The sequence below is a fragment of the Pseudomonas sp. LBUM1671 genome (genome assembly GCF_059695685.1).
Genome location: NZ_CP166782.1, coordinates 2,289,412 through 2,301,680 on the forward strand (window position 1 = coordinate 2,289,412; position 12,269 = coordinate 2,301,680).

Genomic DNA, 12,269 nt, shown 5'->3' on the forward strand with positions numbered 1-12,269 from the left:
TGTACCGGGTTGCCTGATTTTGCGACTGCTGCGCAGCCGAGCGGGAGCAAGCTCCCCCGCCACATTTGTTCGCATGCAGGTTCAATACACCCAAACCTCAACCCGCCGATTCTTGATCCGCCCCTCATCCGCGCTATTCGCCGCCACCGGCATCTCGGCGCCAAAACCGCGGATCTCGCGAAACACCACGCCGCTTTTCACCAGCTCCCGCCGTACCGCCATCGCCCGCAGCTTCGACAACAGGTCGGCACGCGCCGGATCGCTCTTGGCATCACCAAACCCAACCAGCGTCACCTGTCGATTGGTTTTGTCGCGCTGCTTTATATAGTCGAGCACCCGCGACAAGTCTTGCCGGGCCTTGTTGTCCAGTGTCGCGCTGCCTTCCTCGAAGCGGAAATTCACCGACAACCGTTGGGCGTGGCGACTTAGCGCTTGATAACCCTCGGGCATCAAGGCGTTCGGCGTGACACTCATGGCTTGCACGGTCTGCGCGATAAAACCGTTAGACGCGACGATTTCCTGCCCTTTGCTGCTTTGCGCGAACGCCACCAACGCTTGTGCCCACGGATTTTTCCCGTTGGGTGGCAGGTAAAAGAACAACCGCCGGGACAGCGGATAATCTTCCGTGGCAATCAGGTTATTGAGCGGCAACATGGCCTGGGACTGGCCATCGGCAATCGCCACGGCTTTGGCCTGGCGCACGTATGGCAAACCGATAAAACCGATGCCTTGCGGATCCTGGCTGACGGCGTCGGACAATTGCTCGCTGGATTCGAAGCGTTTCGCGGCGCTATTCAGCGTTTTCCCACGACGACTGAGGACCAATTCCTTGAAGGTGTCGTACGTGCCCGACTGATCATCACGTGCATACAGATGAATCGTCCCACCACGGCCGCCGAGTTCTTCCCAGGTTTTTGCCTCGCCGCTGAAGATTCGCGCCAGTTGTTCGGTGGTGAGTGGGTTCAGCGGATTTTGCGGATGGAGGATGATCGCCAGTCCATCGATGGCGATGACTTGTTCCGCGCCGGGGCTTTTAAAGTCGCCCAAGGATTTGAGGTCTTCCCGTTCGCTGTCCTTGATCGGGCGCGAGGAGGCAGCAAGATCGGCGGAGGCGGTTTTCAGGGCGCTGAACCCGGTGCTGGAACCATGGGCCGCGACGTCCACCACAACCCGGCGTCCCTGAATGGTTTCGCCGACGATGCGTTGTTCGTTGGCTTTATCCGGGATTTCGCTGTGGACCTTGATGAGGCCCTGTTCGCGCATCAGGCCTTCGACCAGCGCCGGCCCCAATGCGGCGCCGATAGTGTTGGAGCCCTGGATGCGCAGGACCGGGCCGTTTTCGGGTGTCGGCAAATCGCCGGCCGAAGCCGTCAATGGCAAACAGGCGCACAGCATCAACAGGAACGATATGCGCAGCGTCATGCCGGCACCTTGTTTGGCCAAAGGAAGTGCCGGGAGAATAAGTCAGTAAGATTTCTAAAAGATGACAGCTGCTAAATGTGGGAGCGAGCCTGTGGTGAGGGGATTTATCCCCGTTGGGGCGCGAAGCGGCCCTGAACCTGTGATTACGGTCTCTCAGAAGAACCGCATTCTCCGGTTTTACGACTGCTTCGCAGCCGAACGGGGATAAATCCCCTCGCCACAGTTCGCTCCCACAGTTGATTTATGTAGATGTCGAGAGGATCAGCTCAACTCAAGCCAGATCGGCGCATGATCGGACGGTTTTTCCATCCCGCGCAGTTCGTAATCCACGCCTGCATCCTTCACCCGCGGCAACAGTCCATGGGACGCCATGATCAGGTCGATCCGCAGCCCGCGCTTGGGCTCGTCCTCGAAGCCGCGGCTGCGGTAGTCGAACCAGCTGAAACGGTCGGCCACGTCCGGGTTCAAGTGGCGGAAACTGTCCACCAGGCCCCAGTTCTTCAGGCGGGCCATCCACTCGCGTTCTTCCGGCAAGAAGCTGCATTTACCGGTTTTCAGCCAGCGTTTCATGTTGTCCGGGCCGATGCCGATGTCGCAGTCTTCCGGGGAGATGTTCACGTCGCCCATGACCACCACCGGCTGTTCATTGCTGAATTGGCTTTCCAGCAACTGTTGCAAGTCGCCGTAGAAACGCTCTTTGGCCGGGAACTTGGTCGGGTGATCGCGGCTTTCGCCCTGTGGGAAATAGCCGTTCATTATGGTCACCGGCACGCCATTGGCGTCGGCGAAAGAGCCCCAGATGAAGCGGCGCTGGGCGTCTTCTTCATCGGTCGCGAAACCTTTATGCAGCGCAATCGGTTCTCTACGGGAGAGCAGGGCGACGCCGTAATGGCCTTTCTGCCCGTGGAAATACACGTGATAACCCAGCGCCTGAACCTCGGCCAGCGGGAACTGGTCGTCATGAACCTTGGTTTCCTGCAGCCCGATCACGTCCGGCTGGTGCTTTTCGATCAGCGCCGCCAGCTGATGCGGGCGAGCGCGCAGCCCGTTGATGTTGAAGGAGACGATCTTCATGGTCGGCAGTCCTGGCAAAAGGGCGATGCTAGCTGACCTGTAGGAATCGGGCCAGTCCAGTCGATGAAGATCCAGCCTTGGTCTATACCTGTTGGGGAACTGTATTACCACCCAAAGGCTCGTACCAATAAGAGCGCCGCCATTTTGAGTGGCGCCCCGGGGAGATCTACCGTTATGCCCGAAACCTCGACCGCCATAGCCGATATCCACATGCTCGACAGCGGCTACGCCCACGAAGCGCGCTCCCTGCTTTACCACGCTTACCGGCACGAACCGACCTTCGGCTATTTGTTCGAGGCTGAACGCCCCGGCTACGAACATCGCGTGCGGGCGACGGTGCGGGAACTGGTCAAGCAACACTTTCTCCAGGACTTGCCGGCCATCGGCTTGCTGGTCAACGACCGCCTGATCGGCATCGCCCTGATCGCGCCGCCACAACGTCGACTGGGCATCACTGAAAGCTGGGCCTGGCGCTTGCGCATGGTGCTCAGCACTGGTTTCCGTTGCACCCGCCGCTATCTGGATTACCACGCCGCCGTTGCTGCTTGCGTGCCGTCCGACTCGGTGCATGTCCTGCCGTTGCTGGGGATTCATCCGCAGTTCCAGGGCAAGCACTTTGGCGAGCAACTGCTGCAAGCAGTGCACAACTGGTGCGCCGTGGATGAAACTTCCGAGGGCGTGATCCTTGATACCGGGAATCCACGTTATCTGGAGTTCTATAAACGGCAGGGCTACAAGGAAATCGGCGAGGTCGCCGTCGGACCGATCCGCGAACACGTGTTTTTCCACGCCAATCCCCAGGTGTTACAAACAGCAACGGCATAAAGGTAGAACTTTCACGCCACGCCAGGCTCTATCACGCTCCCAAGCTCGTGATAGCATCCGCGCCTATGAAGTTTCCAGGAAGAATTACCAGTGGCGTGCTGATGCTGATCACCAGCTGCGCGGCACTGGCGCAAAGTGAATTGGATGTGCGGATCAAACCGTCCAACGATGAACTGAAAGCCAATATAGAGGGCTATATCGGCAGCCTCGGCGGCCGTGACGAAGAAGCCTTGCTGCGCTTCAGTCGTGGCGCCGAGGAACAGGCGCGCAAGGCCGCCCAGGCCTTGGGGTATTACCAGCCGCAGATCGACAGCGACGTGAAGGGCGGCAAGACGCCGCGCCTGATCCTCAACATCGATCCTGGCGAGCCCGTGCATTTGCGCAATGTCACGATTCGCGTCGACGGCCCGGCGGCCTCGCTCAAATCCTTTCGTGTCCCCAAAAGCGCTGCGCTGACAACCGGCGCGGTGCTTAACCATGGCCGTTATGAAGACGCCAAGAAACTGATCCAGAATCAGGCCTCGCGCTATGGCTTCTTCAGCGGCCACTTCACTCATCAAACATTGTCGGTGGACCCGCGTGCCGGCGTCGCCGACATCGACCTCGTCTACGACAGCGGTCCGCGCTATGCGCTGGGCAAGGTCAGTTTCGAGGGTGACACGCCGTTCGATGAAGACCTGCTGCGGCGCATGGTGCCGTTCAAGGAAGGCGCACCATACGACTCCGAACTGATCGCCGAGCTCAATCAGGCGATGCAATCGAGCGGCTATTTCGAAAGCGTTCGGGTGGATGCGGCACCGACCGCGTCGAAGAACGACGTGATCCCGGTCGATGTCAAACTCGAAACCCGCAAGCCACGGACCATGGGCCTGGGGCTTGGCTATTCCACCGACGTCGGCCCCCGGGTCAAGGCCAACTGGACCCGGCACTGGGTCAACCCGCAGGGTCACAGTTATGGCTGGGAGACCGAAGTTTCGGCGCCCCGACAGAACGTCGGGGTGTTCTACGACATCCCTCTGGACCCGCCGCTGACCGACAAATTGCGTTTCGCTGGCGGTTATCAAAACGAAGAAATCGCCGACAAGGACTCTCTCAGTAAACTCCTGACCCTAGGCCCTGAGTGGCACAGCAAGTTGCCCAGCGGTTGGCAGCGCGTGGTGTCGCTCAAGTGGCAACGCGAGGAATACCGGCTCGGCGACGACTCGGGGCTCAGCACGTTGCTGATGCCCGGCGTCAGTTATTCCTACCTGAAAAGCGACAACCGCATCGACCCGCACAACGGCTATCGCCTGGAATTCGAGACCAAAGTGGCCAAGGAAGGCCTGGGTTCGGACACCAACCTGGTCTACGGCACTGCGTTGGTCAAAGGCTTGACCACGGTCTTCGATAAACACCGTTTCCTTGGTCGAGTGCAGGTCGGCGGCAGCGCCACCAACGGCTACAAATCCGTGCCGCCGTCGCTGCGCTTTTTCGCCGGTGGCGATCAGAGCGTGCGCGGCTATGACTATCAAAGCCTGTCCCCGGAAAACTCCGACGGCGACCGCATCGGTGGCCGCTACATGATCGCCGGTAGCGTCGAATATCAGTATTCCGTGGCCGAAAAATGGCGGGTCGCGACCTTCGTTGACCAGGGCAACTCCTTTAATACACTCGAACTGCCGAACCTCAAGACCGGCGTGGGCATCGGCGTGCGCTGGGTTTCCCCGGTGGGGCCGATTCGCCTCGACCTGGCCCACGCGATGGACGACGACGGCGGCATTCGACTGCACTTTTCCATGGGGCCTGAGCTGTGAAGCGTGGTTTGAAAATAACGCTGCTGGCGATTCTGGCGCTGCTGATGCTGGTCATCGTCGCCGTGACCACGGTGCTGGGCACAGCGACGGGCAGCCGTTGGGCGCTCGGCTGGGTGCCGGGTCTCACTGTGGAGAATTTCCAGGGCCGACTGGGCGGGCAGTGGAGTGCCGATCATCTGCTGTGGCAGCAGGACACCAGCCGGGTTGAGCTGAGCAAACCGATATTCGCCTGGTCGCCGCTGTGCCTGTTGCGCATGACCTTGTGCATCGAGCAATTGAAGGCCGATCAGGTCAGCCTGCAATTCCCGCCGGGCACTGAAGAAGACAGCGACGGGCCGATCACGCTTCCGGATCTGGACTTGCCCCTGGCGATCGAACTGGGTGATGTGCAGGTCGGCAGTCTGTTGTTCAACGGCAGCGAAGAACTCAAGGGCTTGCAACTGGCCGCGCACTGGACGGCGCAGGGCTTGCAGATCGACTCGGTGAAGTTGCAGCGTGACGAGCTCAGCCTGAACCTGTCCGGCCTGCTGCAACCCAGCGGCAACTGGCCGCTCAAGGCCGAAGGCACGTTGACCTTGCCGGCTCCCGAGCCTTGGAGCCTGGCGTTGAAGGTGGACGGTGACCTGCTGAAAACCCTGAACCTGAAAGCCGACAGCAGCGGTTACTTGAATGGCCAGCTGACCGGCGAGCTGCAACCGCTGGTGGACAACCTTCCGGCCAAAGTACGGATCACCGCCGATGGCTTCAAACCCAGCGCCGACCTGCCGGACACTTTGCAACTCAATCAACTGGAACTCACTGGCGACGGCGACCTGAAAAACGGTTACCAGTTGCTCGGCAAAGCCACGCTGCCTGCTGAAAAAGGCCCGGTGGCCCTGGTGCTGCAAGGCAAGGTCGACGCCAACGGCGCACAGATTGCTGCCCTCGATCTGACCGCCAACGACAAGCAAAACCTCAAACTCACCGGTAACCTCGACTGGAGCAAAGGCCTGAGCGCCGACGCGAAAATCGATTGGCTGGATTTTCCCTGGCACCGTCTCTATCCGCTGATCGACGAGCCAGAAGTGGCGTTACGCAGCTTCAATGGTGAAGTTTCCTACACCGACGGAAAATATATCGGTCACTTCAAATCGGCACTCGATGGCCCGGCAGGTGCGTTCAGCCTCGAAAGCCCGTTCAGCGGCGACCTGACAAAAATCTATCTGCAACAAATTCAACTCGAAGCCGGGCAGGGCAAGGCGGCAGGGCATCTGAACCTGCAATTTGCCGATGGCATTGCCTGGGACACCGCGCTCGACCTCTCGGCGATCAACCCGGCGTATTGGGTCGCGGAGTTGCCGGGGACGCTGGCCGGACCCTTGCGCAGCAAAGGCGAGATGAAGAATGAAAAACTCAGCCTGAACGCCGACCTCGACCTCAAAGGCAAACTGCGCGGACAACCGGCGGTGCTTCAGGCCAAGGCCGATGGCGCCGGTGAACAATGGAACCTCAACGCGCTGCACATCCGCCTCGGTGACAACAGCATCAACGGCAAGGGCAGCCTGCAACAGAAGCTCGCCAGCCAGATCGACATCAAGCTGCCGCGCCTGGCCCAACTCTGGCCGCAACTGCGCGGTCAGCTCAACGGTCGCCTCGACGTCGCCGGCACGCTCAAAGCGCCGCAAGGCAAGCTCGGGCTGCAAGGCACGCAACTGGCCTTCCAGGACAATCGCCTGCAAAGCCTGAACCTGGACGCGACCCTCGATAGCGCGCAACGGGCGAAAATCGACCTCAAGGGCAGCGGCATTCAGGCCGGTGACACCTCGCTGGGCACGCTGACCGCCCGCGGCCAGGGCGATATCAAGAACCAGAAACTCACCCTGGATCTGCAAGGGCCGAAGCTGAAACTGGCGCTCGGCCTGGACGGCAATCTGGACAAGGGCAACTGGCGCGGACGCCTGGCCAGCGGCGATATCCAGGCTGGCGGTCAGGACTGGAAGCTGCAAGGGCCAGCGAAACTTGAACGGCTGGCGGACGGCAAGATCAACTTTGGCGCCCATTGCTGGATGTCTGGCGCGGCCAGTCTGTGTGGCGAAGACCAGCGTCTGATGCCGGAGCCGAAGCTGCGTTATCACCTCAAGCAATTCCCGATTGAAAGCCTCGCGCAATGGTTGCCGAAGGAGTTCGCCTGGAAGGGCCGGCTCAATGCCGACCTGCAACTGGACCTGCCGGCCAGCGGCCCGAACGGCCAGATCAGCGTCGATGCCAGCGGTGGCACGTTGCGCATGAAGGAAAAGGATCAGTGGCTGGACTTCCCGTACCAGACCCTGAAACTCACCAGCAAACTCACGCCTAAACGCATCGACACCGATCTCAATTTCGTCGGCGGCAAGCTCGGCGAACTGATGGTGCAGGCGCAGATCAATCCGCTGCCGAAAAACAAACCGCTTACCGGTTCGTTCCGTCTCACCGGACTGGATCTGTCGGTGGCGCGGCCGTTTGTGCCGATGGTCGAGAAACTCACCGGGCGTTTGAATGGTAGCGGCACGCTCTCCGGCGATCTGCTGGCGCCGCAGGTAAACGGCAATCTGCTGCTCAGCGACGGCGAAGTGTCCGGGCCTGAACTGCCGATGGAGTTGCAGGGCTTGCAGCTTCAAGCGCAGATCGCCGGCGAAGCGGTGCAATTGAACGGTGGCTGGAAAAGCGGCAAAAGCGGGCAGGGCAGTCTTAACGGCAACATTGCCTGGGGTCAGGCGCTGGTGGTGGATCTGACGCTCAAGGGCTCGCAATTGCCCGTCACCGTCGAACCGTACGCCAAGCTGGAAGTGGCGCCGGACCTGAAAATCTCGATGAAGGATGAGCAACTGGCGATCGCCGGCAAAGTGCGGGTGCCCAAGGGCGAGATCACCGTGCGCGAGTTGCCTCCGTCCACGGTCAAGGTCTCCGATGACACGGTGATCATTGGCCAGCAGACCGAAGAGGGCAAACCGCCGCTGGCCATGAAGATGGACATCGACGTGGTGGTGGGTGAGGACAAACTCAGTTTCGCCGGGTTTGGCCTGACCGCCAACCTGCAAGGGCACGTGCACATCGGCGACAACATGGACACCCGCGGCGAGCTCTGGCTTAACGACGGCCGTTACCGGGCGTACGGTCAGCGGCTGACGGTGCGCCGTGCGCGGCTGCTGTTCGCCGGGCCGATCGATCAGCCGTATCTGGACATCGAGGCCATTCGCCAGACCGACGACGTGATCGCCGGCATTCGCCTCAGCGGCAGCGCCGAGCAGCCGACCACGCAGATCTTCTCCGAGCCGGCGATGAGCCAGGAGCAGGCGTTGTCCTATCTGGTGCTGGGGCGTCCGCTGAGCAGCAACGGCGAAGACAACAACATGCTGGCCCAGGCGGCGCTCGGGTTGGGACTGATGGGCAGTTCGGGGGTGACTGGCAAACTGGCCACTGACTTGGGGATTCAGGACTTCCAGCTCGACACCCAGGGCAGCGGCAACACCACCAGCGTCGTGGCCAGCGGCAATATCTCCGAGAAGCTCAGCCTGCGTTATGGCGTGGGCGTGTTCGAGCCGGCCAACACCATTGCCTTGCGCTACAAACTGAGCAAAAAGGTCTACCTCGAAGCCGCCGGCGGCGTGGCCAGTTCGCTGGATATCTTCTACAAGCGGGATTTCTAAGTCCCGCATTCTCCAAATCCGAGTCGCTCCCATCGCGGGCAAGCCCGCTCCCACAGGTTTAGCGAGATCCCTGTGGGAGCGTGCTTGCCCGCGATGGCGTCAGAGTATTCACCACAAAAATCCGCGCCTTTTATCAACTGAATAGCAAGCAACCTAACTATTACGTTGACATTCGCTGCCTAGGCAGTAACATCTCGACATACATTCTCTGCCTAGGCAGCTAATTGGTGGTCAGATGAAACACTTCACCCCAGACGAATTCCACACTTGCCATCTCGGCCTCCTGCTCGGGCGCGCTGCGCTGCTCAAGGACCGGATCATCGACACGCACATGGAACCCCACGGCATCACCGCTGCGCAGTTCAAAGTGCTGATCATCATGGCCCAGTTCGGCGTCGATACCCCGGCCGAGCTGTGCCGGCACCTGTCGCTGGACAGCGGTTCGATGACTCGCATGCTCGACCGTCTGGAACAGAAAGGTTTCCTCGCCCGCCAACGTTCCGAGGCGGATCGCCGTCAGGTGCAACTGGTGCTCACCGAGCAAGGCCAGCAATTGACTGACCGCCTGCCGGAGATCGGCGCTGATGCCATGAATGAACTGGCTGGCGCGATCACACCGGATGAGCTGAAAACCCTGGAACAGATCCTCAAGAAAATCCTTGTGGCGGCCGGTGACTCGATCACCTTGCTGCGGGTAGGTGACAAATGAGCAGTAAAACCCTGCGTGTCGGCCTGAGCCTGGTGCTGGCGGCCATGACCCTGGCCGGTTGCGCCAGTTACAGCGGCCTGAATACCGAAGGCGTCAGCCTTGATGCGACAAACCTCAAGGCCGGGCAATCCCTCAGCGGCGTGACCCTGTCGCCCGCGGCCTGGCCGAAAAGCGACTGGTGGAAAAGCCTCGGCGACCCGCAACTCGACGGCCTGATCCGCGAAGCCCTGCACGACAGCCCCGACATGCAAATCGCCGACGCCCGTGCCCATCAGGCCAGCGCCGCCGCGTATGCCGCCGATGCCGCGCGCATGCCGACCCTCGATGCCAGCGCCGGAGTCAGCCGTTCGCGCCTGGCCCGCGATCAAGACCCGAGCGGGCAGGGCGGCACGTATTCCACCGTGCGTAACATCGGCGCCAGTTTCAATTACAACTTCGACCTCTGGGGCGGTCAGCGGGATGCCTGGGAAGCTGCGTTGGGCGAGGCCCGTGCGGCCGAAGTCGATCAGCAGGCTGCGCAGCTGACCTTGTCCGCCGACGTCGCCCGCGCCTACAGCGATCTGGGCCAGGCGCACATCGTTTACGACCTGGCCAACGAAGACCTCAAACGCACCAAACAAATGCTCGACCTGAGCCAGCGTCGCCTGAGCTCGGGGATCGACAGCCAATACCAGTTCCAGCAAACCGAAAGCCTGGAAGCGAGTTCCGAAGCGAGCCTGATCGACGCCGAAAAGCGCCTGCAAAGCGCGAAAATCGCCTTGGCGGTGCTGCTCGGCAAAGGCCCGGATCGCGGCAATGAAATAGCCCGGCCAAAGATTCTTCAAGCCAGCGCCGTGGCATTGCCATCGGTATTGCCCGCCGAGTTGCTCGGTCGTCGTCCAGACCTGGTCGCCGCGCGCTGGCGGGTCGAAGCCGCGAGCAAGAACATCGCCGCCGGTAAAACCCAGTTCTACCCCAACCTCAACCTGAGCGCGGCGGCCGGTGCCGAGTCGTTGCTGGGTGATGCGATGTTTGGTTCGGCAAGCCGTTTCTTCAACGTTGCACCGACGATTTCCGTGCCGATTTTCGACGGCGGCCGCCTGCGTGCCGACCTCGATTCCCGCGACGCCGATTACGACCTCGCGGTGGCGCAGTACAACAAAAGCCTGGTGAAAGCCCTGGGTGATGTCAGCGACACCATCAACCAGTTGCGCGATATCGGGCGGCAGATCGGGGCTCAGCAGCATGCCACCGACATTGCTCAGGACTCTTACAACACCGTGGTCCAGCGGTACGGTTCCGGCATCGGCAACTACCTGGACGTGCTCAGCATCGAGCAGCAATTGCTCCAGGCCCAGCGTCAGTTGGCCAACCTGAATGCCGAGCAGATCGACCTGTCGATCCAACTGATGCAGGCGCTGGGCGGCGGCTTCCAGGGCGAAACCCTGACCGCAGCCAACGCACTCCCAGCCACGCAGCACAACTAATTCAAGGTATTTGTCATGGCCACTGCCGAAACGACAACACAAACCCCTGACAACGCTCAAGACACCAGCAATCCGCGTAAACGCAAAATCATGCTGGTGATACTCGCAATTGTGGTGATTCTCGCCGGTGTCGGCGTCTGGGGTTATCACGAACTCTACGGCCGCTGGAACGAAAGCACCGACGACGCCTATGTGAACGGCAACGTGGTGGAAATCACCCCGCTGGTCACCGGCACCGTGGTCAGCATCGGCGCCGACGATGGCGACCTGGTCCATGAAGGCCAGGTGCTGGTCAATTTCGACCCGAACGACGCCCAGGTCGGTCTGCAAAGTGCCCAGGCCAACCTGGCCCGCACCGTGCGTCAGGTGCGCGGCTTGTACAGCAACGTCGATGGCATGAAAGCCCAGGTCAACGCCCAGCAGGCCGAAGTGCAAAAGGCCCAGGACAACTTCAATCGTCGGAAAAACCTCGCCGCTGGCGGGGCGATTTCCCAGGAAGAACTGTCCCACGCCCGTGACGACCTGACCTCGGCGCAAAACGCCCTGGCCAACGCCAAGCAGCAACTGAAAACCACCAGCGCGTTGGTGGATGACACGGTGGTCTCGTCGCATCCGGACGTGATGGCGGCGGCTGCGCAATTGCGTCAGGCCTACTTGAACAATTCCCGCAGTACCTTGATCGCGCCGGTCACCGGTTACGTGGCCAAACGCTCTGTGCAACTGGGCCAGCGCGTCCAGCCGGGCACGGCGCTGATGGCGGTTATTCCGCTGGATCAGCTGTGGATCGACGCCAACTTCAAGGAAACCCAGCTGCGTGACATGCGCATTGGCCAACCGGTCGATATCGAAGCCGACCTCTACGGCAGCGACGTGAAGTTCAGTGGCACCATCGACAGCCTCGGCGCCGGCACCGGCAGCGCGTTTGCCCTGCTGCCCGCGCAAAACGCCACCGGTAACTGGATCAAGATCGTGCAGCGGGTGCCGGTGCGGATTCACATCAACGCCGAACAACTGGCCAAGCACCCGTTGCGCGTAGGCCTGTCGACCCAGGTTGATGTGAACCTGCATGACCAGAGCGGCCCGGTGCTGGCGCAACAGCCGCCGCAAAAGGCTTCGTTCAGCACCAACGTCTACGACCGTCAGTTGGCTGAAGCCGACGCGATGATCACGCAGTTGATCCACGACAACAGCGCAGCGGTCAGCAAAACCGCGCAGCGCTGATTGCCATCCGCCAACCCTGTGGGAGCGAGCTTCTGTGGTGAGGGGATTTATCCCCGTTGGGTCGCGAAGCGGCCCCAAAAGCTTTGCGACTGCT

8 protein-coding genes are annotated in these 12,269 nt (G+C 61.0%); 6 read left to right on the top strand and 2 right to left on the bottom strand.

The genetic code is table 11. The features are described 5' to 3' along the window. Positions 1-81: 81 nt before the first annotated feature. Together ACA060_RS10490 and xthA are read right to left on the bottom strand one after the other, a co-directional pair. Positions 82-1,422, bottom strand: a complete 1,341-nt coding sequence (locus ACA060_RS10490) for a substrate-binding domain-containing protein (RefSeq protein WP_497317058.1) — start codon at positions 1,420-1,422, stop codon at positions 82-84. A gap of 261 nt (positions 1,423-1,683) precedes the next feature. Next, positions 1,684-2,496: an exodeoxyribonuclease III gene (gene xthA / locus ACA060_RS10495; protein WP_109629360.1), complete on the bottom strand. Its 813-nt coding sequence runs from the start codon at positions 2,494-2,496 to the stop codon at positions 1,684-1,686. 174 nt (positions 2,497-2,670) lie between these two features. On the opposite strand from xthA, the gene ACA060_RS10500 reads away from it, so the two are divergent. The 6 genes from ACA060_RS10500 (at position 2,671) to ACA060_RS10525 (ending at position 12,175) form a co-directional block, all read left to right on the top strand. Then, positions 2,671-3,321, top strand: a complete 651-nt coding sequence (locus tag ACA060_RS10500) for a GNAT family N-acetyltransferase (RefSeq protein WP_497317061.1) — start codon at positions 2,671-2,673, stop codon at positions 3,319-3,321. A gap of 65 nt (positions 3,322-3,386) precedes the next feature. Further along, complete coding sequence (locus ACA060_RS10505) at positions 3,387-5,114, top strand: autotransporter assembly complex protein TamA (RefSeq protein WP_497317063.1); 1,728 nt, start codon at positions 3,387-3,389, stop codon at positions 5,112-5,114. Continuing rightward, positions 5,111-8,779, top strand: a complete 3,669-nt coding sequence (locus ACA060_RS10510; protein WP_497317065.1) for a translocation/assembly module TamB domain-containing protein — start codon at positions 5,111-5,113, stop codon at positions 8,777-8,779. Before ACA060_RS10505 ends, ACA060_RS10510 begins: the two co-directional genes overlap by 4 nt. Positions 8,780-9,014: 235 nt before the next feature. Then, a complete protein-coding gene (locus tag ACA060_RS10515; RefSeq protein WP_010458806.1) occupies positions 9,015-9,488 on the top strand; it encodes a MarR family winged helix-turn-helix transcriptional regulator in 474 nt (157 codons plus the stop codon). Continuing rightward, on the top strand, positions 9,485-10,954 hold the full coding sequence (locus ACA060_RS10520; protein ID WP_497317067.1) for an efflux transporter outer membrane subunit: 1,470 nt from the start codon (positions 9,485-9,487) through the stop codon (positions 10,952-10,954). Before ACA060_RS10515 ends, ACA060_RS10520 begins: the two co-directional genes overlap by 4 nt. A gap of 15 nt (positions 10,955-10,969) precedes the next feature. Further along, positions 10,970-12,175, top strand: coding sequence for an HlyD family secretion protein (locus tag ACA060_RS10525; protein WP_497317069.1), 1,206 nt, complete (start codon positions 10,970-10,972; stop codon positions 12,173-12,175). Positions 12,176-12,269 lie beyond the last annotated feature (94 nt).

Coding starts and splice junctions, on each gene's coding strand:
- ACA060_RS10490 (WP_497317058.1), bottom strand. CDS start 1,422: ATGACGCTGCGCATATCGTTCCTGTTGATGCTGTGCGCCTGTTTGCCA.
- xthA (WP_109629360.1), bottom strand. CDS start 2,496: ATGAAGATCGTCTCCTTCAACATCAACGGGCTGCGCGCTCGCCCGCAT.
- ACA060_RS10500 (WP_497317061.1), top strand. CDS start 2,671: ATGCCCGAAACCTCGACCGCCATAGCCGATATCCACATGCTCGACAGC.
- ACA060_RS10505 (WP_497317063.1), top strand. CDS start 3,387: ATGAAGTTTCCAGGAAGAATTACCAGTGGCGTGCTGATGCTGATCACC.
- ACA060_RS10515 (WP_010458806.1), top strand. CDS start 9,015: ATGAAACACTTCACCCCAGACGAATTCCACACTTGCCATCTCGGCCTC.
- ACA060_RS10520 (WP_497317067.1), top strand. CDS start 9,485: ATGAGCAGTAAAACCCTGCGTGTCGGCCTGAGCCTGGTGCTGGCGGCC.
- ACA060_RS10525 (WP_497317069.1), top strand. CDS start 10,970: ATGGCCACTGCCGAAACGACAACACAAACCCCTGACAACGCTCAAGAC.